21 protein-coding genes and 4 tRNA genes are annotated in these 25,922 nt (G+C 68.4%); 18 read left to right on the forward strand and 7 right to left on the reverse strand.

The window, feature by feature from the left end:
* The first annotated feature begins 54 nt into the window (after positions 1-54).
* The 10 genes from EVU97_RS01245 (at position 55) to EVU97_RS01290 (ending at position 11,036) form a co-directional block, all read left to right on the forward strand.
* Positions 55-130: transfer RNA gene (locus EVU97_RS01245), tRNA-His, on the forward strand.
* Between the two features lie 79 nt (positions 131-209).
* Positions 210-283 (forward strand) — tRNA-Arg (locus EVU97_RS01250).
* A 285-nt stretch (positions 284-568) separates the two neighbouring features.
* On the forward strand, positions 569-1,438 hold the full coding sequence (gene efeU / locus EVU97_RS01255) for an iron uptake transporter permease EfeU (RefSeq protein WP_129662842.1): 870 nt from the start codon (positions 569-571) through the stop codon (positions 1,436-1,438).
* Positions 1,435-2,622, forward strand: coding sequence for an iron uptake system protein EfeO (gene efeO, locus EVU97_RS01260; protein ID WP_047311347.1), 1,188 nt, complete (start codon positions 1,435-1,437; stop codon positions 2,620-2,622). Before efeU ends, efeO begins: the two co-directional genes overlap by 4 nt.
* 79 nt (positions 2,623-2,701) lie before the next feature.
* A complete protein-coding gene (gene efeB, locus EVU97_RS01265; protein WP_129662845.1) occupies positions 2,702-3,964 on the forward strand; it encodes an iron uptake transporter deferrochelatase/peroxidase subunit in 1,263 nt (420 codons plus the stop codon).
* Positions 3,965-4,010: 46 nt separating this feature from the next.
* Complete coding sequence (locus EVU97_RS01270) at positions 4,011-5,726, forward strand: dynamin family protein (RefSeq protein WP_129662848.1); 1,716 nt, start codon at positions 4,011-4,013, stop codon at positions 5,724-5,726.
* On the forward strand, positions 5,723-7,396 hold the full coding sequence (locus EVU97_RS01275) for a GTPase family protein (RefSeq protein ID WP_129662850.1): 1,674 nt from the start codon (positions 5,723-5,725) through the stop codon (positions 7,394-7,396). The genes EVU97_RS01270 and EVU97_RS01275 overlap by 4 nt, the downstream gene beginning before the upstream one ends.
* 163 nt (positions 7,397-7,559) lie before the next feature.
* Positions 7,560-8,132, forward strand: a complete 573-nt coding sequence (gene ssb / locus EVU97_RS01280; RefSeq protein WP_129662853.1) for a single-stranded DNA-binding protein — start codon at positions 7,560-7,562, stop codon at positions 8,130-8,132.
* A gap of 122 nt (positions 8,133-8,254) precedes the next feature.
* On the forward strand, positions 8,255-9,937 hold the full coding sequence (ettA, locus tag EVU97_RS01285; protein WP_047311350.1) for an energy-dependent translational throttle protein EttA: 1,683 nt from the start codon (positions 8,255-8,257) through the stop codon (positions 9,935-9,937).
* A gap of 376 nt (positions 9,938-10,313) precedes the next feature.
* Positions 10,314-11,036 carry a siderophore-interacting protein gene (locus EVU97_RS01290; RefSeq protein ID WP_047311351.1) on the forward strand — a complete coding sequence of 241 codons (723 nt, stop codon included), beginning with the start codon at positions 10,314-10,316 and terminating at the stop codon, positions 11,034-11,036.
* Position 11,037: 1 nt separating this feature from the next.
* On the opposite strand, the gene EVU97_RS01295 is transcribed toward EVU97_RS01290, so the two are convergent.
* Together EVU97_RS01295 and EVU97_RS01300 are read right to left on the reverse strand one after the other, a co-directional pair.
* Positions 11,038-11,637, reverse strand: a complete 600-nt coding sequence (locus EVU97_RS01295) for a GNAT family N-acetyltransferase (protein WP_129662855.1) — start codon at positions 11,635-11,637, stop codon at positions 11,038-11,040.
* 76 nt (positions 11,638-11,713) lie between these two features.
* Entirely contained in the window at positions 11,714-12,688 is a 975-nt protein-coding gene (locus EVU97_RS01300; RefSeq protein ID WP_370448505.1) for an acyl-CoA thioesterase, read from the reverse strand.
* A gap of 91 nt (positions 12,689-12,779) precedes the next feature.
* Between EVU97_RS01300 and EVU97_RS01305 the strand changes: the two genes are divergently transcribed.
* From EVU97_RS01305 to EVU97_RS01315, 3 genes are read left to right on the forward strand one after another with little or no spacing between them, the layout of a single operon-like run.
* A complete protein-coding gene (locus EVU97_RS01305) occupies positions 12,780-13,250 on the forward strand; it encodes a thioesterase family protein (protein WP_129662857.1) in 471 nt (156 codons plus the stop codon).
* The gene (locus EVU97_RS01310) at positions 13,247-13,900 is read left to right on the forward strand and encodes a hypothetical protein (RefSeq protein WP_129662860.1); all 654 of its coding nucleotides are present in this window, start codon (positions 13,247-13,249) and stop codon (positions 13,898-13,900) included. Before EVU97_RS01305 ends, EVU97_RS01310 begins: the two co-directional genes overlap by 4 nt.
* A 20-nt stretch (positions 13,901-13,920) precedes the next feature.
* Positions 13,921-14,967, forward strand: a complete 1,047-nt coding sequence (locus EVU97_RS01315) for a Gfo/Idh/MocA family protein (RefSeq protein ID WP_129662862.1) — start codon at positions 13,921-13,923, stop codon at positions 14,965-14,967.
* A gap of 100 nt (positions 14,968-15,067) precedes the next feature.
* On the opposite strand, the gene EVU97_RS01320 is transcribed toward EVU97_RS01315, so the two are convergent.
* The 3 genes from EVU97_RS01320 to EVU97_RS01330 all read right to left on the reverse strand — a co-directional run bounded on the left by EVU97_RS01320 (position 15,068) and on the right by EVU97_RS01330 (position 18,254).
* On the reverse strand, positions 15,068-16,801 hold the full coding sequence (locus EVU97_RS01320; RefSeq protein WP_129662864.1) for a glycoside hydrolase family 13 protein: 1,734 nt from the start codon (positions 16,799-16,801) through the stop codon (positions 15,068-15,070).
* A 68-nt stretch (positions 16,802-16,869) separates the two neighbouring features.
* Positions 16,870-17,274, reverse strand: a complete 405-nt coding sequence (locus EVU97_RS01325) for a globin (RefSeq protein ID WP_129662866.1) — start codon at positions 17,272-17,274, stop codon at positions 16,870-16,872.
* A 26-nt stretch (positions 17,275-17,300) separates the two neighbouring features.
* A complete protein-coding gene (locus EVU97_RS01330) occupies positions 17,301-18,254 on the reverse strand; it encodes a mechanosensitive ion channel family protein (protein WP_129662868.1) in 954 nt (317 codons plus the stop codon).
* A 63-nt stretch (positions 18,255-18,317) separates the two neighbouring features.
* Between EVU97_RS01330 and malQ the strand changes: the two genes are divergently transcribed.
* Positions 18,318-20,501, forward strand: coding sequence for a 4-alpha-glucanotransferase (gene malQ, locus EVU97_RS01335; RefSeq protein WP_129662871.1), 2,184 nt, complete (start codon positions 18,318-18,320; stop codon positions 20,499-20,501).
* A 75-nt stretch (positions 20,502-20,576) separates the two neighbouring features.
* Here malQ and pepN read toward each other — a convergent pair whose 3' ends face one another.
* Positions 20,577-23,147 carry an aminopeptidase N gene (gene pepN / locus EVU97_RS01340; protein ID WP_129662873.1) on the reverse strand — a complete coding sequence of 857 codons (2,571 nt, stop codon included), beginning with the start codon at positions 23,145-23,147 and terminating at the stop codon, positions 20,577-20,579.
* A gap of 215 nt (positions 23,148-23,362) precedes the next feature.
* On the opposite strand from pepN, the gene EVU97_RS01345 reads away from it, so the two are divergent.
* Both EVU97_RS01345 and EVU97_RS01350 read left to right on the forward strand, forming a co-directional pair.
* Positions 23,363-23,827, forward strand: coding sequence for a ribose-5-phosphate isomerase (locus tag EVU97_RS01345; RefSeq protein ID WP_047311655.1), 465 nt, complete (start codon positions 23,363-23,365; stop codon positions 23,825-23,827).
* A gap of 108 nt (positions 23,828-23,935) precedes the next feature.
* Complete coding sequence (locus tag EVU97_RS01350) at positions 23,936-25,066, forward strand: PP2C family protein-serine/threonine phosphatase (protein WP_129662875.1); 1,131 nt, start codon at positions 23,936-23,938, stop codon at positions 25,064-25,066.
* 124 nt (positions 25,067-25,190) lie between these two features.
* Here EVU97_RS01350 and EVU97_RS01355 read toward each other — a convergent pair whose 3' ends face one another.
* Positions 25,191-25,382 carry an antitoxin gene (locus tag EVU97_RS01355; RefSeq protein ID WP_047311360.1) on the reverse strand — a complete coding sequence of 64 codons (192 nt, stop codon included), beginning with the start codon at positions 25,380-25,382 and terminating at the stop codon, positions 25,191-25,193.
* 186 nt (positions 25,383-25,568) lie between these two features.
* Here EVU97_RS01355 and EVU97_RS01360 point away from each other — a divergent pair.
* Positions 25,569-25,642 (forward strand) — tRNA-Gly (locus EVU97_RS01360).
* 114 nt (positions 25,643-25,756) lie between these two features.
* Positions 25,757-25,830: transfer RNA gene (locus EVU97_RS01365), tRNA-Pro, on the forward strand.
* Positions 25,831-25,922 lie beyond the last annotated feature (92 nt).

Below are 25,922 nucleotides of genomic sequence, written 5' to 3' on the forward strand. Positions count from 1 at the left end.
GTCGGGTATATTCGTCCGCGCTGCCTGACCCGGGGTTCCCCGGTCGCGCACATGGTGGGTATAGCTCAGCAGGTAGAGCACCTGGTTGTGGTCCAGGATGTCGCGGGTTCAAGTCCCGTTACTCACCCCAGACGCGAAACCCCCTGACATTTCAGGGGGTTTTGTGTTTTCGCAGGGCCTTCGCCTCGTGAGGCGCGGGTGCTGCGTGAGCCCCCGTAGCTCAGTTGGATAGAGCAAGAGCCTTCTAATCTCTAGGTCGCAGGTTCGAATCCTGTCGGGGGTACTCGTTGGTGCGGCGTGGGCCCGAGCGAAGCGAGCGGTCCGCGCCGCACCAACAGATGGCTGGCCAGGATTCGGGAGGAGCCTGCGACGGTTCCTGTCGGGGGTGCGGTTTACTCGGGTGCACCCGAGCGAAGCGAGTGGTCCGCGCGAGCAAACAGATGCATGGTCAGGAGCCGTCGCGCGAACGTGACTTTGGTCCTGAACTGAGGGGCTGGCGGCGAAAAATTTACGGGGATAGGTTAGGTTTACCTCGCTCAGGTATACCTAACCCGCTCTGGGGGTGCTCGTGTTCGGCAACTATCTCGTCGGTCTTCGCGAAGGCCTGGAGGCGTCGCTCGTCGTCGTCATCCTCGTCGCGTATCTCGTGAAGTCGGATCGACGACACCTCCTGCCGAGGATCTGGCTCGGCGTTGCCGCGGCTGTGGGCGTTTCCCTCGCCTTCGGCGCACTCCTCACGTACGGCCCCAACGGCCTGACGTTCGAGGCGCAGGAGGCCATCGGTGGTGGCCTGTCGATCGTCGCCGTCGGCTTCGTCACCTGGATGATCTTCTGGATGGCGCGTTCGGCGCGCACCCTCTCCGGTGACCTCAAGAGCCACGTCGATCGTGCGGCCGAAGCGTCGCGTGCCTCCCTCGTCGTCGTCGCGATGCTCGCCGTCGGCCGCGAAGGGCTCGAGACCGCGCTCTTCCTCTGGGCCGCGACGCAGGCGGCCAGCTCCGGCTCGTCGTCGTCCACCGCGCCGCTCGTGGGTGCCGCGCTCGGTATCGCGACGGCCGTCGTCCTCGCGTTCGCGTTCTACAAGGGCGCGCTCAAGCTCAACCTGTCGAAGTTCTTCACGTGGACGGGTGGCTTCCTCATTCTCGTCGCCGCGGGTGTTCTCGCCTACGGCGTCCACGACCTGCAGGAAGCGCGCATCCTGCCCGGTCTGCACAACCTCGCCTTCGACGTGAGCGACACCATCGAGCCCACCTCGTGGCTCGGCACGCTCCTCAAGGGCACCCTCAACTTCTCGCCGGCCACGACGTGGCTGGAGCTCAGCGTGTGGGTCAGTTACGTCGCCGTCGTCATGACGATCTTCGTCAAGCGCGTGCGTGCCTCCCACAACCCCAAGGCCGCGAGGCCGGCTTCGACCACTCCCCAGAAAGTGACGGCATGACCACCCGACCCACCCTCGCTCGCAGCGGCGCCCTGCTCGCCGTCGCCGGCCTCGCACTCGCAGGCTGCACGAGCAACTCGTCCTCGTCCGACTCGAAGTCCGGCGACGGCAAGCTGACCGTCTCCTCGACCGCCTCCGAGTGCAAGGTCTCCAAGTCCGAGGCGCCGTCGGGCAACGTCGTCTTCAGCGTGAAGAACGAGGGCGACAAGGTCACCGAGTTCTACCTCCTCGGTGAGGACAAGCTACGCATCGTCGGCGAGGTCGAGAACATCGCTCCGGGTCTCACGCGTGAACTCGTCGTCAAGGCGGCGCCGGGCGACTACTACACGGCGTGCAAGCCGGGCATGGTCGGCAAGGGCATCGCCGCCAAGTTCAAGGTCACCGACTCCGGCAAGGACCTCGCGCCCAGCGGAGCCGACAAGCAGCTCGTCGAGACCGCCGACAAGCAGTACCAGTCGTACGTCAAGGACCAGGCCAGCTCGCTCACGACGCAGACGACGAAGTTCGTCAACCTGTACAAGGCCGGTAAGGACGACGAAGCCCGCGCCCTCTACGCCAAGGCGCGTCTGCACTGGGAACGCATCGAGCCCGTGGCCGAATCCTTCGGCGACCTCGACCCGAAGATGGACCTGCGCGAGGCCGACCTCGAGAAGGGCCAGGAGTGGACCGGCTGGCACCGTATCGAGAAGGACCTGTGGCCGCCGAAGACCGGCTACACGGCCATGTCGAAGGCCGATCGCACGAAGATCGCCGACCAGCTGCTCAAGGACACCAAGACCCTCGAGAAGCGCACGAAGACGACGACGTTCTCCGCCGACAAGATCGGCAACGGCGCGAAGGCGCTCATGGACGAGGTTGCCACCGGCAAGGTCACCGGCGAGGAAGAAGCCTGGTCGCACACCGACCTGTGGGACTTCCAGGGCAACGTCGACGGCGCCCGCATCGCCTGGGAGAACCTGCGTCCGCTGCTCAAGAAGAAGGACGCGTCGCTCGATTCGAGCATCGCGACGAAGTTCGCCGCGCTGCAGAAGCTGCTCGACAAGCACAAGGTCTCGGGCTCGGGTGACGACGTCGTCTTCAAGACGTACGACAAACTGAGTGACGCCGAGGTCAAGGAACTGTCGAATGCAGTCAACGCCCTGAGTGAGCCGCTGTCGAAGCTGACGGCAGCCGTCACGTTGTGAGGTGTGCCTTCGCCCCCGTGCTCGGCGTGGGGGCGAAGGTAACCGCGCGGGAAACCGCACGCGAAGGAGGAGAGTGAGCATGGCGAACGTCTCGCGCCGCGGGATGCTCGGCTTCGCCGGTGGTGGAGCGGCACTCGGTGCTGCCGGTTTCGCGGGGGGGTGGGGTGCCTCTCACGCTGCAGCCGATGAAAAGCCGTCGCCGGGGGAGCGCACCTACGACTTCTTCGGGGAACACCAAGCGGGCATCGTGACGCCCGCGCAGGACAGGCTCTACTTCGCGACGTTCGACGTCACTGCCACGACGCGCGACGAACTCGAGTCGCTCCTGCGGGCGTGGAGCCTCGCCGCCGCACGCATGATGCGCGGCGAGACGGCCTCCGACGAGGCCACCGCCTACGACGCGCCACCCGCCGACACGGGTGAGGCCGAAGACCTTCCGCCGTCCGGCCTGACGATCACCTTCGGCTTCGGCCCGACGCTGTTCCGCGACGAGAAGGGCAAGGACCGGTTCGGGCTCGCGGACAAGCAGCCCAAGGAACTGCGCGAACTGCCGCACTTCCCGGCCGACAAACTCGACCCGCGCCGCAGTGGCGGCGACATCGCCGTTCAAGCCTGTGCCGACGACCCCCAGGTGGCCGTGCACGCCATCCGCAACCTGTCTCGCATCGCCTTCGGACTGGCCGCCATCCGGTGGGCGCAGCTCGGTTTCGGGCGTACCAGCTCGACCTCGACGAGCCAGGCCACGCCGCGCAACCTCTTCGGCTTCAAGGACGGTACGGCCAACATCAAGGCCGAGAGCCGTGACGTCGTCGACGACCACGTGTGGGTCGCCCGCGGTGACGACCCGAAGGCCGACTGGATGGCAGGCGGCTCCTACCTCGTGGCACGTCGCATCACGATGCACCTCGAGACCTGGGACCGATCGAGCCTGCGCGAGCAGGAAGCCATCATCGGGCGTGACCGCCCCGAAGGTGCGCCGCTTTCCGGCGGCAAGGAGTTCGACGAGCCGAAGTTCGACGTCAAGGGACGCGGGGGCGAGCCGCTCATCGCGAAGAACTCGCACGTCTTCCTCGCCCACCCGAAGAACAACGGCGGCGCGCAGATGCTGCGACGCGGTTACAACTTCACCGACGGAAACGATGCCTTGGGACGACTCGACGCGGGGCTCTTCTTCCTCGCCTACGTGCGGCGGCCGTCACGCCAGTACATCCCCATGCAGATGCGGATGTCGCGTGAGGATGCGCTCATGGAGTACCTCAAGCACTCAGGTTCCGGCTTGTTCGCCGTGCCGCCGGGAGTGCCCAAGGGCGGCTTCGTGGGTCAGCAACTCTTCACATCCTGACGCGTTCCGAGTTGAGTGCGCGCCAACGGCATACGAGACTGTACGGGTGAACGAAGTTTTCGACGGTGCGCGCCTGCACCGCGCCGTGGGCGAGTTGCGTGCCGCTGTCGCCGCCAACGCCCTCCCTTTCGAGACGGCTGACGTCGCCAAGCAGCGCCGCGAGCAGGGGGAGCTCGTGTCGCAGCTCGACGACTACATCCTGCCGCGCCTCGAATCCCTCGACGCCCCGCTGCTCGCCGTCATCGGTGGCTCGACGGGCGCAGGCAAGTCGACGCTGGTCAACTCCATCGTGCGTGAGCAGGTGACACGCTCCGGCGTCCTGCGCCCGACGACGCGAGCCTCGGTGCTCATCCACCACCCCTCGGACGCTCAATGGTTCACCGGCGAGCGCGTCCTGCCGGGTCTCTCGCGCATCACCGGCGCTGCGACGCAGGGTGACGACCCGTCGTCGCTGCGCCTCGTCGCGTCCGCCTCCGTGCCCCGCGGTCTCGCGCTGCTCGACGCCCCTGACATCGACTCGGTCGTCTCCGCCAACCGCGACCTTGCGCGCCAGCTGCTTTCCGCGGCTGATCTGTGGCTCTTCGTCACGACCGCTGTCCGCTACGCCGACGCCGTGCCGTGGGAGATGCTCGAGCAGGCCATCGACCGCGGGACGTCCGTGGCCGTCGTGCTCGACCGCGTGCCTCGTGACGCGATGGAGGAGGTGCGCGCCGACCTCGCGCGCATGCTCGCGGCGCAGGGCCTCGGCCAGTCGCCGGTGTTCGCCGTCGCAGAATCGCCGCTCGAAGAGAACGGCATGCTGCCGCACATCGAGGTCGAGCGTATCTCCAGCTGGCTGCACTCGCTGGCCAACGACGCCCTGTCGCGTCAGGTCGTCATCCGTCGAACGCTCGACGGGGCACTCGACTCCCTCGACGGGCGCGCCCGCGGTGCTGTCGCCGCCGGACGCGCGCAGCACGAGGCGGCGACGACGTTGGCCGGCGCCGCGTCCGAGGCTTACTCCGAGCAGCTGCGCGCGGTCGAGGAAGGCCTCAAGGACGGCACCCTGCTGCGCGGCGAGGTGCTCGCGCGCTGGCAGGAACTCGTCGGTACCGGCGAGCTGCTCAAGCAGTTCGAGGCCGGCGTGAGCAAGCTCCGCGATCGTGTCACCGGCTTCTTCCGCGCCCGCACCGAGACCGCTGCTCCGGCTCGTGATCTGGGGGAGGCCCTCCAGTCCGGTGTCGCACAGCTCGTCACGTCGCACGGAGAATCGGCTGCCCTCGACGCGGGCCGCGCCTGGCGACTCGACCCTGCGGGCAAGCCGATCATGGCCCGCCACCCCGAACTGAACGCCGCGAGCCCCGAGCTCACGTCCACGGTCGAACGTCTCGTCCGCGACTGGCAGGGCGATGTGCTCGACCTCGTGCGGGAAGAGGCAGGCGACAAGCGCACGACAGCGCGCTTCCTCGCCTTCGGCGTCAACGGCATCGCCGTCATGCTCATGCTCATCACGTTCGCCTCGACGTACGGTCTGAGCGGTGCGGAGGTCGGCATCGCGGGAGGCTCGGCCGTTCTCGCGCAGCGCCTCCTCGAAGCGATTTTCGGCGACCAGGCCGTTCGTACCCTGGCGAACCGGGCCCGCGGCATGCTGCTTGAGCGCATCACCGAGCTGTTCGAGCGTGAGGAGCAGCGCTACGACGCAGCCCTCGCAGAGGTCGCGCTCGCTCCAGGCGCCGCCGAGCGCATCGAGAAGGCCCTCGCGGCCGTGAAGGACGCACGATGAGTTGGAACCCGTTCGCCCGCGGTAAGCGCGAGGAGCGCCCCGTCGTGGCCCCGGTGTCGCGCGAGGAGGTCGACGGCCGCGCCAGCGCTCTCCAGCGCGCGCTGACGCTCGGCGGGGCGGCTCTGCCCGCCGACGACGCCGCAGTGGCTCGCAAGCTCCTGGCGCGCGTCGCCGAACGTTCGCGCCTCGGGGGCGACCACACCGTCGTCGCCCTGGCCGGCGCTACGGGCTCCGGCAAGTCGAGCTTGTTCAACCTCCTCGTCGGGGAGCCCGTCTCCCGCATCGGTGCGCGACGTCCGACGACCTCGCGCGCCTCCGCCGCCATCTGGGGCGAGAGCGTGCCGGGAGAACTGCTCGACTGGCTCGACATCTCCGCACGTCACCAGGTGCACCCGAGCATGCCGCGCTACGCCGAGCTCGACGGCCTCGTGCTCCTCGACCTTCCCGACTTCGATTCCCGCGTGCGCGAGCACCGTGCCGAGGCCGACCGCGTGCTCGAGATGTGTGACCTGTTCGTGTGGGTCACCGACCCGCAGAAGTACGCCGACGCCGTCCTGCACGAGCAGTACGTGCGCCAGCTGGCCGTCGCGAAGGCGACGTCCGTCGTCGTCCTCAACCAGGTCGACCGGCTCACGCCCGAGGCCGCGCAGAGCTGCCTCGCCGACCTCACGCGTCTGCTCGAGGAGGACGGGCTGACCGATGCTGTCGTTCTGCCGACCTCGACGATCGCCACGGGTGGCGGCGAGTTGCTCATCGACGCCCTCGCCGACCTCGTGCAGTCGAAGAACGCCTCCGACCGACGTCTGGCCGGCGATCTGCGGCACCATGCACAGCGCCTCAACTCGCACGTCGGAGCCGTTCGTCCCCAGCGGGTCACCGGATCGAACGACGAACTCGTCTCGGCGCTCGCAGACTCCGCCGGTGTCAACGTGGCGCTCGACGCTGTGGAACGCGACTACCGGGTCGAAGCGGCCCGCCGCACCGGTTGGCCGTTCACGCGCTGGACGCAGAACCTCAAGGCCAAGCCGCTCTCCCGTCTGGGTCTCGATACCCAGGCCGAAGCGAACCTCAGCCGTGCGGACCGCCGCATCGCTCTCGGAAAGTCGTCGCTGCCGCCGGCGAGCCCCGCTGCCCGCGCAGCCGTCGATCTCGCGACGAGGCGCCTCGGCGAGCGGGCCTCCGACGGGATGCCTGCTCCGTGGGCCGACGAGGTGCGCGCCGCCGCCACGCCGCGGGACGGCTCGATGGCTGACGCGCTCGACCAGGCCGTGATGCGTACTCCGTTGCGCGGACGTTTCCCCGCGTGGTGGGGCGTTGCCGCCGTACTCCAGTGGATCTTCGCCGCGGTGGCGCTCGCGGGGGCCGTGTGGCTGCTCGTGCTCTTCGGCTTCAGCATGATGCAGATCCACGTCGGAGTGCCGACGCTCGGTGGCGACTGGTTGCCGATTCCGCTCGTCATGCTCGTGGTCGGGCTGTTGCTCGGCTTCCTGCTCGCCCTGTTGGCGCGATCCCTTGCCCGCGCCGGTGCGGCGCGTGCTCGCGACGACGCTCGTGAGCGCCTGTACGCGGCCATCACGGAGGTTGCCCAGGAGCGCATTGTGGCGCCGGTCGCCGCAGTCGTGACGCGTCACGACGACACGGCGAAGGCGCTTGCACAAGCCTCGGAGTAACTCTCACCTGTGGAAAGGCCTCCCCGGACACGTTCCGGGGAGGCCTTTCCACACCCTCGAAGGCTCTGCCCTGGTCAGGTGACGGGCGACGTTCCTAGCGTCGTCGGCGTGGGTGAGTGCCCGTCGCCGAACCCGGTTCGGTGCACACGAGGAGGAGAGAGTCATGAACGAAGTGAAGGTCGATGTCAGCGGCACCGTGGTGAGCGACCCCGTCCTGCGGGAAACGCGGGCCGGTGATCCCTTCGTCAGTTTCCGCATCGCGGTCAACCCGCGCCGCTGGAACGCCGAGGACGATTCGTGGAGCGACGGCGAAGCGCAGTTCTTCAGCGTCACGGCCTTTCGGGCGCTCGCGGGCAACGCCTACCACTCGCTCACCAAGGGCCAGCACGTCATGGTCACCGGGCGCTTGCGGCTCACGCAGTACGAAGCGCGTGACGGCGAACTGCGCACGAGCGCACAGATCGACGCCCACGACATCGGGCCGTCGTTGCGGTTCGGTCATAGCACGTTCACCAAGAGCGTCCGGCCGGTCATCCCGAGCAATGACCGTCTGGCCGACGACGCCGTCACCCTCGCCATGCGTGAGCTGGAGGGTGACCTCGCGCCGGATGAGGGCGACAGCGATGCGCGGCAGGACGCGGTGACCGAGGGCAAGGAGGTCGGTGCGGCCGACATGAACGGCCAGGCGGACACCGGCGACGCCGCGACAGAACAGGGAGAGCGGCTCGCCTCGTGAGCGAACGCGACGGCGTGCGTGTCAGGAGCCCGGACCCGTGAGCCCGGTCTCCGGCGTCGGAACAGGGCGGGTGCGCAGTGACGAGTCGCGCCGTGCCGCGCGAAACAGATAGCCTCTGAGCCATGGCAGAGTTCATCTACACCATGACCAAGGCGCGCAAGGCCGTTGGCGACAAGGTGATCCTCGACGACGTCTCGATGTCGTTCTACCCGGGAGCGAAGATCGGCGTCGTCGGCCCGAACGGCGCCGGCAAGTCGACCATCCTCAAGATCATGGCCGGCCTCGACCAGCCGAGCAACGGCGAAGCACGCCTGTCGCCCGGCTACTCGGTGGGCATCCTGCTGCAGGAGCCGCCGCTCAACGAGGACAAGACCGTGCGCGGCAACGTCGAAGAGGGTCTCGGGCAGATCAAGCAGGATCTCGACCGCTACAACGAGATCTCCGCCGAGATGGCCGAACCGGACGCCGACTTCGACGCCCTCATGGAGGAGATGGGCAAGCTCCAGGAGAAGATCGACGCGGCTGACGCGTGGGATCTCGACAGCCAGCTCGAGCAGGCCATGGACGCCCTGCGGTGCCCGCCCGGTGACGCAGACGTCAGCGTGCTCTCCGGTGGCGAGAAGCGCCGCGTCGCCCTGTGCAAGCTCCTGCTGCAGAAGCCCGACCTTCTCCTGCTCGACGAGCCCACCAACCACCTCGACGCGGAGTCCGTCCTCTGGCTCGAGCAGCACCTCGCCTCCTACGCCGGCGCTGTGCTCGCCGTGACCCACGACCGGTACTTCCTCGACAACATCGCCGGCTGGATCTGCGAGGTCGACCGCGGCCGCCTCTACCCCTACGAGGGCAACTACTCCACCTACCTGGAGAAGAAGCAGGAGCGCCTCACGGTCCAGGGCAAGAAGGATCAGAAGCTCGCGAAGCGCCTGAAGGACGAGCTCGAGTGGGTCCGCTCCAACGCCAAGGCTCGCCAGACGAAGAGCAAGGCCCGCCTCGCCCGCTACGAGGAGATGGCTGCCGAGGCCGAGCGCACGCGCAAGCTCGACTTCGAGGAAATCCAGATCCCGCCGGGCCCGCGCCTCGGCGCCCAGGTCATCGAGGTCACCGACCTCAAGAAGGGCTTCGGCGACCGCGTCCTCATCGACGGTCTGTCGTTCACGCTTCCGCGTAACGGCATCGTCGGCGTCATCGGCCCGAACGGTGTCGGCAAGACGACACTCTTCAAGACCATCGTCGGCCTCGAAGAGCCCGACGGGGGCACCGTCAAGATCGGTGACACGGTCTCGATCAGCTACGTCGACCAGAACCGCGGCGGCATCGACTCCGAAGCCACCCTGTTCGAGGTCGTCTCCGAAGGAAACGACCACATCCAGGTCGGTCAGGTCGAGATCCCGGCCCGTGCGTATGTTTCGCAGTTCGGCTTCAAGGGGCCGGACCAGCAGAAGAAGGCCGGTGTCCTCTCCGGTGGTGAGCGCAACCGCCTCAACCTCGCGCTCACCCTCAAGCAGGGCGGCAACCTGCTCCTTCTCGACGAGCCGACCAACGACCTCGACGTCGAAACCCTCGGCTCCCTCGAGAACGCGCTGCTCAACTTCCCGGGCTGCGCCGTGGTCATCAGCCACGATCGCTGGTTCCTCGACCGCGTCGCGACGCACATCCTCGCCTACGAAGGCACCGACGAGAACCCCTCGGCGTGGTACTGGTTCGAAGGCAACTTCGACGACTACGAGAAGAACAAGATCGAGCGCCTCGGTGCCGAAGCCGCACGCCCCCACCGCGTGACGCACCGCCGCCTCACGCGCGATTAGCCGATCATTGGCCCGTCTTCCGGGTTGAGTTCCTCGGTGCGACAGGCAGCCTCTCCCTTGCGCCGTCTTCCGGCGAACTGACCTCGCAAGCTCGCTCAGTTCGCTCGGTGCGACAGCGCGTCGGGCGTCGCTTCACGAAAGCCCACGGTGTGACCCTCGCAAGCTCGGGTCACACCGTGGGCTTTCGTGCGCTCCGAGTCCGCTTCCAGCGTGGTTCCGCTTGTGTTGTCGGGGCGGCTCCGAGGGTGTTGGGTTCGTGGCCTCACAGGTTCAGGCGAGGGGGAGCCGCCGAAATTGGGTCAGTGACCCTGCAGACGGCTGTATGAGGGTTACCTAAGTTAGGGTGACTGCGTCCTACCCCGTGCGAAAGGGAACCATGTCACCCTCGTTCGAGCGCCTAGTCGTCAACGCCTTCGGCGCCAAGAACACCGAGCTGGTCGTGCTCGGAAGCGAACCCCTCACGCCTCACTACCACCGCGTGCACGTCGACTGCGGCGACTTCCTGCGCAGCCACGGGGTGCACCCGTCGATGTGGCTTCGCCTGTGGTTCGACGACGACGGCAAGGACCACCAGCGTGCCTTCACCCTCGTCGACGCCGACGAGGCGAGCGGCCGCGCCACCCTCGAATTCGCGCTCCACGACGGCGTGGCCGCTCGTTGGTCGCAGAACGTCACCGCCGGCACCCGCATTCGCGCGTCCTTGCTCGGCTCCAAGTGCCCCTGGCCGTCCGAGAAGCCGGCGCCCGGAACGTCCTGGGAGCGAACGGTCCTCATCGGCGGTACGGCGTGCGTACCTGCCATTCGGTCATTGCTGGATCACTGGTCCGAGGCTCCGGCAACGGTGCTCCTGCACAGCGAGTACGACGACGACCGCGACATTCCACTCGGCCTAGCGGCCGCTACAGACGTCGAGTGGTTCGCCATGGGCGACGAGGCGCTGCTCACTCGCACGCACGACTTCGCGGGCGAAGCCACGACGCGCTTCTGGGTCACGACTGAGGCCTCGGCCACGCGAGCCGTCGTGCGAGCCCTGCGCAAGGATCACGGTGTCGGTAAGGAACGGATCCACGCCCAGGCCTACTGGAGCGCCGCCGGCTGACTCAACCGCAGTGGCGGGCGAGGCGCAACTCCAGGTTGGCCTTCGCGCTCGGCCACTCGTGGGAGAGGATCGAGTAGACGACGGTGTCGCGCAGCGCGCCGTTGCTCTCGAGGCGATCGGCGCGAAGGACACCGTCGAGATGTGCGCCGAGTCGCTCGATGGCGGCGCGTGACTGCTGGTTGGACCAACTGGTCTCGTACCGGACGGCCGCACACCCGGCCGTCTCGAAGGCGTAGGTCATGAGCAGCAGCTTGCTCTCGACGTTCGTTCCGCTGCCGTGCGCCGACACGCGATTCCACGTGTAGCCGATCGACACGCGCGGTACCTCGGGGCGGATGTCGTAGAACGCCGTACTGCCCAGCACGACGCCGTCGGACGTGCGCACCGCAGCGAACGGCACCATCGAACCCTCGTCCTTGAGGCGCAGACGGTCGTCGATCATCTGTCCGACGGCGTCCGGGCGCGGCACGGACGCGTACCACCGGGTCCACATCTGCCCGTCGTTTGTCGCCTCGACGAGCCCGTCGTGGTGATCGTGGGAGAGGGGCTCGAGGCGCACCAGGGAGCCGGAGAGGGTGATGTCGCGATCGATGTCCGTCATGGCCCCACCTCACACCGTTCCTCGGCGAAAGTCACGCGCGGTCCACCGTGTGGGTGCGACGACCGCGTCCAGAAGGTCAATTCAGGACCGAGAGATCCTTGATGCGCATCATGCCCTCCTGCGCGACCGTCGCGATGAGCGTGCCGTCACGGGTGAACATCCGCCCCGTGCCGAGCCCGCGTCCGCCCTGGGCCGACGGCGAATCCTGCGCGTAGAGGATCCAGTCGTCGAGGCGCACCGGGCGGTGGAACCACATCGCGTGGTCGAGGCTCGCGGCCCGGAAGCCCGGCGTCACCCAGGCGACGCCGTTCGCTCGCATCGCCGACTCGAGCATCGTGTAGTCGGAGGCATACGCGAGCACGGCGGCGCCGAGCAGCGGGTCGTCCGGGATGGCGCTCAACGTGCGCATCCACAGGTGCTGCTGCGGCGTGCGTTCGGATGCGGGCTGCAGGTAGAGCGCGCCCTCGACGTGACGGACGTCGACCGCCCGCCCGTGCGCCCAGTGCTGCGCGATCGGGTGGTCGATGTCGCCGACGACGTCCGCTGTCGTCGGGAGGTCGAGCGGGTCGGTGACCTCGGGCATGGGCACCTGGTGGTCGATGCCCTCGGCCTCCTCCTGGAAGCTCATGATGACGCTCATGATGGGCGCGCCCTTCTGGATGGCGTGAACCCGGCGCGCGGAGAAGGAACCGCCGTCACGCAGCCGCTCCACGGCGAAGTGTACGGGCTGCATCGAGTCGCCGGGGCGCAGGAAGTAGCCGTGGAGGGAGTGGATGAAGCGGGGCGGCTTCCCGTCTCCGGGTGTCACCGTGCGTCCTGCTGCGATGACGCACTGGGCGAGAACCTGCCCCCCGAAGATCCGGCCGTGTGGCTGCGGCTGGGACTCACCGACGAAGACGTCGGCGCGGCTCTGACCGAGGTCGGCGAGGCTCGTCTGGGCGCTGAACGTGGCGCTCACGGTTGCATTTCCGACCGGCTGCAGGTCGAGTACGTGCAGCAGCGAAGCCATGGGGTCGACCGATTCCTGCGTTTCATCCTTGTTTTCGCTCACCCGCAGAGGTTACCCACCGGAAACGAGCGTTAGTGAACGTTTGGTGGACGGCGGCTGCACGGTTCGTCACCCGACGCGCCACAATGCAGGTATGAGTTTCGCTCCCGACCGCTGCTCCGTCGTCCCCGTGCCCTTGCGCTGGTCCGACATGGATGCCTACGGGCACGTCAACAACGTGCAGTTCCTGCGGCTCCTCGAGGACGCCCGCATCCTCGCCTTCGCCGAATGGTTCGGGCGTGCTCGATCGGTCGTCGGTGAGGGAATCATCGTGGCGCGCCACGAGATCGAGTACCGCGCGCCTCTCGTGTTCCGCATCGAACCGATCGAGGTCGCCATGTGGGTGACCCGGCTGACCGGCGCGTCGTACGACATCGGCTACGAGGTGCGCGACGCAGGTGCCGGCTCGACGACGTACGCCCTCGCGGAGACGACCCTCGTCGGCTACGACTTCGAGGCCGAGCGCCCGCGTCGGCTCGATCCGATCGACCGTGAGAGCCTGTCCAGCTTCCTCGGCCCGGCGGTGACGTTCCGCCACAGCAGCGCGAAGCGCTCGTCATCATGACGGAGGTGCTGCACCTGGCCGATGGTGAGACGGCGGGTGACCTCGCCACTTTCGTCTCACGCGCCCGCACTCTCGAGGACGACGGCGCCATCCGCCTCCAGGCAGACGGCACGACCCTCGCCACCTGGGTGGGTGTGCGCAAGGGACGCGGGCTCATGGGCGAAGGAACCGTCGTCGGGCTGCGCGTGCTGCGGTTGGCGCAGCCGGTCGCCCGCCCCCTCGACACCGTGGTGCCGCTTCGCGCGATCAGTGACCGGCTGGCGCGTCGGCACAACGCGGACCCCCGCGTCCTCGACGTCCCTCCGACCACCGTGCGCACGACGTGGGCCGCGGTGACGCCGCCGCGCGCCGGGTGGGCGCCACTCGCTCGGTTGCCGCTCGCGGATCTCGTCCAGGTCGCCCGTGACGGTATCGCCGAGGTGGCCGAGGGCACGCCGCAAGGGGCGGGAGCGCCCGCCGTCGAGCAGCTGCGCGAGAAGGTCTGGAACCGGCCCATCGCGGGAGATCTGGGCGGTGCCGACGGGCTTCCGGCGGGCGCGGCGCTCGGCATCTACGCACTCGGCTTCGCCATCGGTTCGGAGGCCCACGTGTTCGGCACCGCGCGCTGGCACCGGGTGTCGACGTCCGTCGGCCACGTGCTCGTGCGCTGACGCCTCGATAGGGTCGTCGCATGACGCGTACATCCGACGACCGCCGCCTTCCAGCTCCGTCCACGCCCGACCCTCAGGAGGCTCCCGGCCTCGCGTGGGGCGTCATCGCACCCGGCGGCATCGCGCGGACATTCGCCTCCGCCATCGGGGCCGAGACGCAGCAGCGCATCGTGGCCGTGGGATCGCGCAGCGTGGAGCGAGCTCAGACCTTCGTCGACGAACTCGCTCCGGGAGCCACTGCGTACGGCTCGTACGACGCGTTGGTCGCGGACTCCTCGGTCGACGTCGTGTACGTCGCTTCCCCTCACAGCGAGCACCGCGATCACGCACTGGCGGCCATCCGCGCCGGCAAGCACGTGCTCGTCGAGAAAGCCTTCACGCGCAACGCGACCGAAGCGCGTGAGGTGTTTGATGCGGCGCGCGAAGCGGGGGTCTTCTGCATGGAGGCCATGTGGTCACGCTTCCTGCCCCACTACGACGTCGTTCGTCGTGCGGTGGACACCGGACTCATCGGCGACCTCAAGTGGATCGCCGCCGACCATGGCCAGGCTCTCCACCCCGACGGCCCGCAGCGGCTGAGCGATCCTGCTCTCGCCGGAGGGGCGCTGCTCGACCTCGGGATCTACCCCCTGTCGTTCGCCGCGATGCTCGTACCCGAGTTCACCACGGTGAGCGCCCGGGGAACGCTCACCGATGAAGGCGTCGACGAGTCCGAGGTCATCGTGCTCACGGCTGCCGACGGCGTCGTCGCCCAGGCTGCGACGACGATGGCCACCCAGACACCGAACACGGCCGTCGTCGCCGGCACGAAGGGACGCCTCGAGATCGACGGCTGGTTCTACTTCCCGACGCGAGTGCGGCTTCTCGCGAACGATGGGCAGCTGCTCGACGAGTACCGCTCCGCCGACACGATCCACGCCCTCCACTACGAGGCCGCCGAGGCGGCGCGCCTCATCGCGGCGGGGGATCGCGAGTCGCCGCTCATGACCCACGCCGAAACGCTGCGTGTCATGGACCTCATGGACGAGGTGCGTCGTCAGCTGGGCGTCGTCTACCCCGGCGAGTGACCTCACGGACTCGTCGCTTCGCCTCTGGACGGAACTGAGTGAGCGTTGCCCCGGTGGAGAACGGTCTCGGCCGGGGCAACGTTCGTGAGGGATGGGTCGGTCAGGCGCGGGTGAACCACACCGTGACGTCGGTCGGCAGCGTGAGGTCGTCACGCTCGTCGCTGCGCACGACCACGACAGCACCATCGGGCAGCGTCGTGTCCGCACCGAAGTTCGTCACGCACCACAGATCCTCGTGACCCTCACGCGAGTTGACGAGAGCGACGGTGTCCTTCGGGCCGTCGACCCACGTCAGTGCGCCTTCGCCGAGACGGCGGGCGCGGCGTTCGCGCAACATGCGGCGGTAGAACTCGAGGGTCGAGCCCGCGACGCCGTCCTGCTGGTCCACGGCCAACTCGCCGTAGACGTCGGGCTGCGGAAGCCACGGGGCGTCACCGGAACCGAAGCCGAACGACGGCGCGTCCTTGGCCCACGGCATCGGCACGCGGCAGCCGTCGCGCCCGGCCTCGGTGTGTTCCGAACGCTCCCACGTCGGGTCCTGACGGGCTTCGTCGGCCATCGTCGTGTGCTCGGGCAGGCCGAGCTCCTCACCCTGGTAGAGGTAGGCGCCGCCGGGCAGCGCCAGCTCCAGAGCCGTGGCGGCCTTGGCGCGACGCAGGCCGAGCGCGGCGTCCGGCTGCGGGTCCTCGGCACGAATGCCGTTGGGGCGCGGCTCGCCGATCGGCAGTGCCAAACGCGTGGCGTGACGCACGACGTCGTGGTTGCTCAGCACCCACGTCGTCGGTGCCCCGACGGCGTCGTTCGAGGCGTACGAGGACGTGATGCTCTCGCGCATGTCGGCGGCGCGCCACGGGGTCTCGAGGAACGCGAAGTTGAAGGCTTGGTGGAACTCGTCCGGGCGTACGTAGCGCGCGAGACGCTCCGGCGGGTTGACCCAGGCCTCCGCGCACATCGCCCGGTCGCCGGCCGAGTCGTAGCCGTCGGCGTCGACGGGGTTGTAGGAGTCGAGCACCTCACGCCACGCGCGGTAGATCTCGTGGACGCCGTCCTGGTCCCACATGGGGCCGCCGTTGTCGTGGCTGGCGTCGGAGAGGCCGGCCATCTTGGCGTGCGCCGAGTGATCGGGCAGACCCTCGGCCTTGACGAGGCTGTGGGCCACGTCGACGCGGAAGCCGTCGACACCGCGATCCAGCCAGAACCTCAGGATGGAGAGGAACTCGGCTCGCACGGCCTCGTTGTTCCAGTTGAAGTCGGGCTGCTTGGGGTCGAACAGGTGCAGGTACCACTGCTCCGGGTTGCCGTCTGCGTCCGTGACGCGCGTCCAGGCGTTGCCGCCGAAGATGGCCTTCCAGTCGTTCGGCGCCTCCTCGCCGTTCTCGCCCTTGCCGTCGCGGAACATGTAGCGCTCACGCTCCGGCGAACCGGGGCCGGCCGCGAGGGCGGCCTTGAACCACTCGTGCTCGTCGGAGGAGTGGTTGGGCACGAGGTCGACGATGACGCGCAGGTCGAGTTCGTGGGCGCGGTTGATGAGGTCATCGGCGTCGCTGAGCGATCCGAAGAGCGGGTCGATGTCGCGGTAGTCGGCGACGTCGTAGCCGGCGTCCGCCATGGGCGAGCGGTAGAAGGGGGAGATCCACAGGGCGTCGACACCGAGGTCGCGCAGGTAGGGCAGCTTCGAGGTGATGCCCGGCAGGTCGCCGACGCCGTCACCGTTCGAGTCGACCCACGAGCGCGGGTAGACCTGGTAGATCGTCGACGAGCGCCACCACTCGGCCTCTGGCGTCTGGTCGTGGGCGGGTGCGGACTGGCTGTTCCAGGTGGTCGTTTGGCTCACCGACCCAGTGTGCCAACCGAGGTCTGCCCACGCGAAACGCGTTTCACCGTTGGGCGGCAGGGCCAGACTCAACGGATCGGGTTCTCCGGTTCAGGGCCGGGGGTGTTGACGAGGCTGTACGCAGCACGCACGAGGTAGTCGCGCAGGAGCGCATCGAGTTCCGGCTCGAGATCGACGGCGTCGCAGGCAGCCATGATGTGCGTGAGCCAGCGATCACGCTGCTCGGGGGTGACCGCGAACGGCATGTGGCGCATGCGCAGACGTGGGTGTCCGCGTTCCTGCGAGTACGTCGTCGGGCCGCCCCAGTACTGCTCGAGGAACATCTCGAAACGGCGCTTCGCCGGTTCGAGATCCTCCTCGGGGTAGAGCGCGCGCAGTTTCTCGTCCGAGGCCACGCCGTCGTAGAACACCTCGACGAGACGGTGGAACGTCGCGTGGCCTCCGAACCTCTCGTACAGGGTTGCCTCACTCATGTGCCCAGTCTTTCACCCGCCGCCGATTACTTGACCGGCGGCAGGTTCGGGTTGACGCCGACGTAGCCCGGCACGAGCGGTGGAGCCTTCACCCCGGCGTTCTCCAGCGCGATGACCGCGCGGCGTCGCAGTTCGCGCGTGACACCGAAGTTCTCGTTCGGTGCCGTCTTGGCGATGATCCGGAAGGTCATCGCGCCTCCTCCGACCGATTCGACACCCGCGACGTCGGGGCGCTCGATGAGCTTGGCGCTCCACGTCTCGTCCTGCCACAGCGCGTCGACGACCTCGTCGAGCACCGAGGTGACCTTGCGAATGTCCGCGTCGTACGACACCGGGACGTCGACGAGCGATGTCGACCACCCCTGGGAGCGGTTCGCGACGCGGATGATCTCGCCGTTGCGCACGTACCAGACGACGCCGTTGGCGTCGCGCAGCCGAGTGATGCGCAGCGTCACCTCCTCGACGGTGCCGACGGCTTCTCCGGTGTCGATGACATCGCCGACGCCGTACTGGTCCTCGAAGATCATGAAGATGCCCGACAGATAGTCCTTGACGAGCGACTGCGCACCGAAACCGACGGCGACACCTGCCACGCCGGCGCTCGCCATGAGCGGGCCGAGCTGGATGCCGAGCTGCGCGGCGACCGTGAGGGTGGCGACGGCGAGAACGACGACCGTCGTCACCGACCGCAGGAGCGAGCCCATCGTTGCCGCGCGCTGTCGGCGCCGTTCGTCGTCGAGGCCAGCGGCGGCCCGCAGACGGACCCTCGCGGGGGAGAGAGCGCCCTCCTCGCCGACGACCTCCGGCGTGGTGCTTCGCGTCTCCATCGCGTGGACCGCGCGGGTGATGGCCCGGTGCAGGATCCAGCGCACGGCCAGGGCGCCCAGGACGACCACGACGATCTGCAGCGGAGTGCCGACCAGCCACTCCCATCCCTCGGGCAGGGAGGCGGCGTGGGGGACGAAGGACGGTGCAGCCATGCCTGCCATCCAACCATCCCGCCGAACGGCTGGAACGGCTGGAACGTCTGCCAGAATTGCCCTATGCCCGGCACTCCTTCCCTCAACGAACTCGCGAACGCCCACGGCGTTGCCACCCATGTCCGGGACGGCTCGGGACGCGCCCGAGCGGTCGCGCCCGAGGTCGTCGAGGCGGTGCTCACCTCGCTGGGCGTCGAATGCAGCGAAGACGCGGCGCCGAGTGCCGATCGCCATGATGGAGGCACGCCTTCCGTGGTGGGCCTTCCTGACGCACTCGTCCTGCGCGAGTCCTGGACCCCGAGTGTCACGCTCACCGTGCCCGCGACCGCTGAGTTCGAGGCGCGCATCGTGCTCGAGGACGGCAGCATCGTCCCCCTCGAGCGTGACGATGAACTCGACGCTCCATCGGACACCGGCAGCGAGTCCGAAGGCGAGGACGAGGACAAGAGCGAAGATGGGGAGGATGAGAGCGACGCAGCCGGCGAGAGCGACAGCACATCTCCTCAGGTCGTCGACCTCGACCTGCCCGGCGATCTTCCTCTGGGCTACCACGAACTTCAGGTGAGCGCAGGGGGCCGTCGTCACGTCCGTCCGGTCGTCGTCACGCCCGCGACGATGACCCTGCCGCCCGATCTGGCCGCCAAGCGCGGCTGGGGAGTGGCCGGCCAGCTCTACGCCGTGCGGTCCGAGCGCTCGTGGGGCATCGGCGATGCAGCAGACCTCGCCGAACTCGGCACATGGGCCGCCCGAAGCGGTGCGGACTACGTCAACGTCGGCCCGGTGAACGCGGCCGATCCCGTGCCCACGATCGACCCCAACCCGTATCGCCCCGCGAGCCGTACGGCGCTCGACCCCCTCGCGATCCGCGTCGAGGAGGTGCCCGAGATCGGTTATCTCTCGGCCGCGGAGCACCAACTCGTCGAGTGGCACGGCGACGACGCCCGCCGTCTCAATCTCACGGACGAGGTCGACCGCGACGCGGTCTGGGAGTCGAAGCGAGCCGCGTTGCGGATGATCTTCAACGTCGAGCGTTCCCACCGCCGTCGTCGCGACTTCGGGCACTTCGTCGAGTCCGAGGCGGGTTGGCTGTTCGACTACGCGACGTGGTGCGTCATTGCGCTGAAACACGGTCTTCCGGCGAGCACATGGCCCGAGGAACTGCAGGATCCGCGCAGCCCCGAGGTAGCCGCCTTCCGCGAGGAGCACGCCGACGACGTCGAGTTCGAGGCGTGGCTGCAGTGGGTCGCCGGCGCACAGTTCGCTGATGCGCAGCGTGAGGTGAAAGCGGCCGGCATGCGCATCGGTGTCATGCACGACATCGCTCCTGGCGTCATCGACGGTGGCTTCGAGGAGTGGGCCTGGCCGGAGGCGTTCGCCGCCGACATCCGTCTCGGAGCGCGCGCCGCGGACGGCGCGGTTGTCGATCTCGGCCTTGCTGCGATGAAGCCCTCGGCGCTCGCCGAGAACGGCTACGCACGGTGGCGTGACGTCGTGCGTCGCACCCTCGCTCGCAGTGGCGCACTGCGGGTGGAGCGCATCGGCACCCTGTTCCGCCAGTGGTGGATACCGCAGCCGTCGGCGGCCGAGAACGCTGCGGACGCGGGTACCTACGTTCAGTTCGACCACGAAGCGCTCATCGGCATTCTGCTGCTCGAGGCGCATCGGGCGGGCGCGCTCGTCGTGGCCGGTGACGAGGACGAAACCGAGCCGTGGATCCGCGACTACCTCGCCGAGCGCGGTGTCGTTTCCTCGGCCGTGCTCCTCGACGACACCGAGGGGAGCGGCTCGCGAGACCCGAAGAAGCTGCCCGAGCTCGCCATGACCTCGCTCGGCGCCAAGGACGCGCCCCCGAGCGCAGCACTGCTCACGGGATCTCACCTCGAGGAGGCACGTCGATACGGTCTGCGCGACGACCACGCTGCCTACGAGGAGCGCGCCGGGAAGCGTCGCAAGGCTCTCGTCGAGGCCCTCGCGGCGCGCGGTCTCACGACGCCGCGTGCGAGTGTGGAAGACCAGGTGGGGGCCCTGCACCGTTATCTGGCATCGGCCCCGAGCCTGCTGCTCACGGTCCGTGTCGCCGATCTCGTGGGCGATCAGCGCATCGTGGGCGAGCACGGCGTCACCCACGTGCATGCCCTGTGGCGTCGCCCCGTCGCGGGCCCTGACGAGTCGGGGGTGAGCTTGGACGATCTCATGACCTCGCGTCGTGCCAAGCGGGTCATCCGGGTGGTGCGGGCGCGCAGCTGAGCTTCGAGCACGGCTCGACGTAGGGGCCCCCGACACGAATCGTGTCGGGGGCCTCCTTCCGGTAATCAGTCCGGATCAGGCGCGAGCGTCGAACTCCTGCGCCGTGACGGCTCGGGCGACGGCGTCACGGTTCTCGGCGACCGTGCGCACGAGACCCGCGGGGGAGTCGCTGTGCGACGAGAGCCACTGCTGCGCGGCGTCGAGCAGCTGCGGTCCGGCCAGCGCCATCGGGAACAGCGACGAGATGCCCAGCTCCGCGATGTGGTGGGTGCGCCCTGCCCAGTAGTCCTCGGCCATCGCGAAGTACTTCTCGACATACGGCTCGAGCAGGCTCACGTCGTGAACGTGTCCGAATCCCGCCGCCGTCTCGGCGATCGTCTGGTTGGCCAGCTCGTCGGAGTCGACGACGGACGACCATGCGGCCGCCTTCGCCTCGGACGTCGGCAGCGACGCGCGAGCTCGTGCCGCGCGTTCGGCACCCGTGGCCGTGTTGTCGCGGGCCAGTTCGGCGTCGATCTCCGCGGCGTCGGCGGCACCTGCAGCGGCGAGCGACGCGAGCAGCGTCCAGCGCATCTCGGTGTCGACGGTGAGACCATCGAGGGTGCGCTCACCCGAGAGCAGCGCACGAACGAACGCAACATCTTCCTCGCTCTGGGCGAAGGATGCGAACGTCTGCACGAGCTGCAGCTGGGCGTCGCTGCCGGCTTCGGCTTCCTCGGCCAGGGAGCGCAGCCCGCCCGTCACGTCGGCGACGAGCTTCTCGCGCTTGGCGGGCGCCGAGTACGTGAGTGCGGCGGTGGACATCTGGCCGAGCAGGGTGCGCAGCAGCGTCGAGTCGTCCTCGCCCGGCAGGGTCGCAAGCGCCATGCGGACGAAGTCGCCCGCCGGCATCTGCGCATCGCGCGTCATGTCCCAGGCCGCACCGAGCACGAGCGCACGCGGCAGCGAGCTGGTGAAGGCGCGCGGGTGAGCAATGGCGGTGGCGAGGCTGCGCTCGTCGAGACGGATCTTGGCGTAGGCGAGGTCGTCGTCGTTGACGAGGAGCAGATCCGGCTGCTCCACCCCGACGAGCTCGGTGACCTCGGTGCTCTCACCCGTGACGTCGAGCTCCACCCGCTGCGTACGCACGAGGGTGTCGCCCTCGAGACGGTAGCACCCCACGGCGAGACGGTGGGGGCGCAGCGTCGGCAGTTCGTTCGTCGCGCTCTGTTCGATGAGCACGCGCGTCATGACACCGGAGCCGTCGACCTCGACGACCGGGCGCAGCGTGTTGACGCCGGCCGTCTCGAGCCACTGCTTCGACCAGGACGACAGGTCGCGGCCACTCGTCGACTCCAGCTCGCCGAGCAGCTGGGGCAACGTCGTGTTCTGCCACGCGTACTTCGCGAAGTACGCGCGCAGGCCGGCGGTGAACGACTCGCGCCCGACGTAGGCGACGAGTTGCTTGAGCACCGAGGCGCCCTTGGCGTACGTGATGCCGTCGAAGTTCACCTCGACGTCGGCGAGGTCACGGATCGGGGCGACGATCGGGTGTGTGGAGCTGAGCTGGTCCTGGCGGTACGCCCACGCCTTCTCCGAGGTGCCGAACGTCGTCCAGGCGCTCTCCCAACGGGTGGCTTCGGCCTGCGCCGTCGTCGAGGCCCACTCGGCGAACGACTCGTTGAGCCACAGGTCGTTCCACCACTTCATCGTGACGAGGTTGCCGAACCACATGTGGGCGAGCTCGTGCAGCACGGTGAGGGCGCGGCGCTCGATGATGGCCTCGCTCACCTTGGCGCGGAAGACGTACATCTCCGTGAAGGTGACGCAGCCCGCGTTCTCCATGGCGCCCATGTTGTACTCGGGCGTGAAGATCTGGTCGTACTTGGTGAACGGGTAAGGCTGGTCGAACTCGTTCTCGAAGAACGCGAAGCCGCGCTTGGTGATGTCGAAGATCTCGTCGGCGTCCATGTGGGGCGCGAGCGACTTGCGGCAGTAGACGCCGAGCGGCACTGTGCCCGCGCGGGACGTCACTTCGTCGGTGTACTTCTCGTACGGGCCGGCCACGAGGGCCGTGATGTAGCAGGAGATGCGCGGCGTCGCCCCGAAGCGCCACGTGGCCGCCGGCTCGGTCTCACCGTTGGGGCCGGTGTAGGTCGTCTCCGCCGGCTGCGGCTCGGGCGTCGGCTCGTTGGAGAGCACCTGCCAGCGGGACGGGGCGGTGACGGTGAAGGTGAAGCTCGCCTTGAGGTCCGGCTGTTCGAACACGGGGTACATGCGCCGCGCGTCGGGAACCTCGAACTGGGAGTAGAGGTAGACCTCGTTGTCAGCCGGGTCGACGAAGCGGTGGAGGCCCTCACCCGTGTTCATGTACCGGCCGACGGCATCGACGCGAACCTCGTTCTCGGCCGCGAGGTTCGGCACGCGCACCCGGGCGCCGTCCCACTCGACGGCGATGTCCTCACCGCCGACCACCACGCGGTCCACGCTCTCGCCGAGGAAGTCGAGCCAGGTCTCACTGCCCGGCGTGGCGCTGAAACGGACCGTCGACGACGTCGTGAACGTCTCGGCTCCCGTCGTGAGGTCGAGCGTGATGTCGTAGGAGTCGACAGCGATGTTGGCGCTGCGCTCCAGGGCTTCCTCGCGTGTGAGGTTCGAGCCGGTCACGGCGTCGGTTCCTTCCTGAAGGCGATGAGGGGAGGCGACGCAGTTCGCTGAGGCGCGCTCGCGCCCGAGTGGTCGCCGTCGACCATCCTTGCACGGGGGTGAAGGTGGCAGGATGGTTTGCACGAGCGTTCTTCGCGGTACCGCCCGCGGGCCGAGGCGTGCCGCGCTCGAACGTGCTCGACCAGCTCCACGACCCGCTCGACCGAGAGAGAGACATGCGCATCCACGTCGGTGGCGACCACGCCGCCTTTGAAACCCAGCAGGCCCTCGTCGACTTCCTCACCGCTGAGGGGCACGACGTCGTCAACCACGGGCCCACCGAGTACGACGCGGAGGACGACTACCCGGTGTTCGTGCTGCGCGCGGCCGAGGCCGTGCGTGACGACGCCGACTCGCTCGGCTTCGTCCTGGGCGGTTCGGGCAACGGCGAGCAGATGGCGGCGAACAAGGTCGAGGGCATTCGTGCGGCCTTGTGTCTGACGCCGGAGTTCGCCTCCTTGGCGCGCGAGCACAACGGTGCGCAGATCGCCTCGATCGGTGGCCGCTTCGTCACGATCGAGCAGGCGAAGGAGATTGCCCGCACCTTCATCACGACGCAGTTCACCGGCGTCGAGCGTCACGCGCGCCGCATCGCCATGGTCGAGGCCTACGAGACGGACGGCACGCTGCCGCCGCTGTGAGTCACTGACACCCGAGCGCCGGGCCCCGCATGCCGTGCGGGCCCGGCGCTTGCGCTTTGTCCGCAGGCGCCTCGTGAGACGTTTGTCACCCCGGATAGAGTGGCAACTGTGGTTCTTGACGTCACGAGCGAGCGGGTGCGCCCCCAGCGGTCGGTGCGCCGCATCGTGACGCCCCGGCGCAACTCCTCGCGCCTGCTCGCGGCGGTCATCACGTTCCTCACCCTCGTCGCGACACTGGCCGGTATCAGCTTCCCCGGCACGGTTTCCCAATCGGTTTTCGTGCCGCTCATCGTGTGCGCCGGGTTCCTCCTGTCGGGGCGCACCCTGGCTCGGGCCATCGCCGTCGTCGTGGCGGGCTACCTCGTGGTCGTCGCGTACGCCTGGGGTGATCGCACCGTCGAGTGGTCGGTGGCGTGCGTCGTCCTCGCCGTCGTCGGCCTCGTGTTCTTCGTGACGCGCAACGTGCAGGCACTCGGTGTGCCACTCAGCGTGGGTTCCGGCATGCTCAAGGACCTTCGCGAGCGGCTCGACCGTCAGGCACTCGCCCCCGAACTTCCCGACGACGTGCGTATGGAGCACTGCGTCCTGCCCGCGAAGGGTGGCGCGTTCAGCGGCGACTTCGTCGTCTGCGCCCGACACGGCGATCAGCTCGACGTGGCTCTCACCGATGTCTCCGGCAGTGGCCACTCCGCAGGGATGCGCGCGCTGCTCCTCTCGGGTGCACTGAGCGGGTTGCTCGGGGAAACGGACCCGGCCGGCTTCCTGCCGGCGGCCAACCGCTACCTCATTCGTCAGGGCTGGCGTGACGGTTTTGCCTCCGCCATCCACATCGCCCTCGACCTGCGGACCGGCTCGTACAGCATCGGGACCGCGGGCCACCCCAGTGCGGCGCACTACCACGCGGACTCGCGCCGCTGGGAGATGGTCACCGGTGCCGAGGGGTTGCTCCTCGGCCTCTTCGAGCAGGGACGGGACGACTTCTCCCGTGCGGCAGGGATCCTCGCGCCGGGTGATGTCGTCGTGCTCTACAGCGATGGCGTCGTCGAGGGTCCCGGCGGCGACATCACCGCCGGGACGCAGCGCCTGCTCGCCATGACGCAGTCGGCAATCAGCGAGGGTCTCACGGGCGGCGCTCATCGCATCTGCACGACCTCCGCCGCCCTGGGCGGCGACGACGACCGCTCCGTCGTCGTCATCTGGCGCGACGGCAACCGCCGCTACCGACGTCCGATGCTCTGAGCCACGCAGGAACGTTCGCCGCAAGGGGGCGTGGTCCGGCGCGCTCGCCCCGGCGCACAGCAAAAGGGCCCCTCGGACGCGTTGTCCGAGGGGCCCTTTTGAAGTTTCAGGCGTCAGCCCGAGATCACTGACCGCCGCCGAGGCCGTCGAGCTTCTCGTTGGCGAAGTCCTGACCCTTGTCGATCTTGTCAGCGTGCTCGCCGCCCGTACGGTCGTCGGCGAAGTCACCCGCCTTCTCGACGCCCTGGTCGAGCTTGTCGGGGTTCTGCTCGGCGAAGTCGCTGGCCTTGTCCTTGGCGCTGTCGAAGATTCCCATGCTGATCCTCCTGTGTAGTCGGAACACTGTGCCGGGGGTTCCCGGACTTGGTTCCACCCCAACACAAATTCAGATCGGAGTCGAGAGTTCGCGTTCACCATGTGGCGCAAACTGCGACCTGACGCGGCGCGGGCAGCTGCGGTGCGCGAGGCGCGCATCGAGTGCGCTAGCATGTGGGCCGAACATGCGGGCGTAGCTCAATGGTAGAGCCTCAGTCTTCCAAACTGATTACGCGAGTTCGATTCTCGTCGCCCGCTCCACACCGCCAACGGCGGCCCTCACCACGAGGGCCGCCGTTCGTCGTTCTTGGCAGGTGCCAGAGCCGGTGAGGCCGCGGCTTGTGCGAGAATGCGGTGTTCACACGAGGTTGTGAGCGGGGTATGGCGCAGCTTGGTAGCGCGTCCGCTTTGGGAGCGGAAGGCCGCAGGTTCGAATCCTGTTACCCCGACCGTTAGCATGGATAGAAGTTCATGTACGGCGAGCCGCGCCGTGCAATGAGGCGCCAGGACGCAGCAGGCGTCCCGCCTCGCCGGTCGCGGC

Source organism: Dermacoccus sp. 147Ba, assembly GCF_004151355.1.
In the GTDB taxonomy this organism is placed as follows: domain Bacteria; phylum Actinomycetota; class Actinomycetes; order Actinomycetales; family Dermatophilaceae; genus Dermacoccus; species Dermacoccus abyssi.

Coding starts and splice junctions, on each gene's coding strand:
- ssb (WP_129662853.1), top strand. CDS start 7,560: ATGAACGAAGTGAAGGTCGATGTCAGCGGCACCGTGGTGAGCGACCCC.
- malQ (WP_129662871.1), top strand. CDS start 18,318: ATGCCCGGCACTCCTTCCCTCAACGAACTCGCGAACGCCCACGGCGTT.
- EVU97_RS01325 (WP_129662866.1), bottom strand. CDS start 17,274: ATGAGTGAGGCAACCCTGTACGAGAGGTTCGGAGGCCACGCGACGTTC.
- EVU97_RS01345 (WP_047311655.1), top strand. CDS start 23,363: ATGCGCATCCACGTCGGTGGCGACCACGCCGCCTTTGAAACCCAGCAG.
- EVU97_RS01305 (WP_129662857.1), top strand. CDS start 12,780: ATGAGTTTCGCTCCCGACCGCTGCTCCGTCGTCCCCGTGCCCTTGCGC.
- EVU97_RS01355 (WP_047311360.1), bottom strand. CDS start 25,382: ATGGGAATCTTCGACAGCGCCAAGGACAAGGCCAGCGACTTCGCCGAG.
- EVU97_RS01290 (WP_047311351.1), top strand. CDS start 10,314: ATGTCACCCTCGTTCGAGCGCCTAGTCGTCAACGCCTTCGGCGCCAAG.
- EVU97_RS01315 (WP_129662862.1), top strand. CDS start 13,921: ATGACGCGTACATCCGACGACCGCCGCCTTCCAGCTCCGTCCACGCCC.
- ettA (WP_047311350.1), top strand. CDS start 8,255: ATGGCAGAGTTCATCTACACCATGACCAAGGCGCGCAAGGCCGTTGGC.
- efeO (WP_047311347.1), top strand. CDS start 1,435: ATGACCACCCGACCCACCCTCGCTCGCAGCGGCGCCCTGCTCGCCGTC.
- efeB (WP_129662845.1), top strand. CDS start 2,702: ATGGCGAACGTCTCGCGCCGCGGGATGCTCGGCTTCGCCGGTGGTGGA.
- EVU97_RS01330 (WP_129662868.1), bottom strand. CDS start 18,254: ATGGCTGCACCGTCCTTCGTCCCCCACGCCGCCTCCCTGCCCGAGGGA.
- EVU97_RS01310 (WP_129662860.1), top strand. CDS start 13,247: ATGACGGAGGTGCTGCACCTGGCCGATGGTGAGACGGCGGGTGACCTC.
- EVU97_RS01295 (WP_129662855.1), bottom strand. CDS start 11,637: ATGACGGACATCGATCGCGACATCACCCTCTCCGGCTCCCTGGTGCGC.
- EVU97_RS01275 (WP_129662850.1), top strand. CDS start 5,723: ATGAGTTGGAACCCGTTCGCCCGCGGTAAGCGCGAGGAGCGCCCCGTC.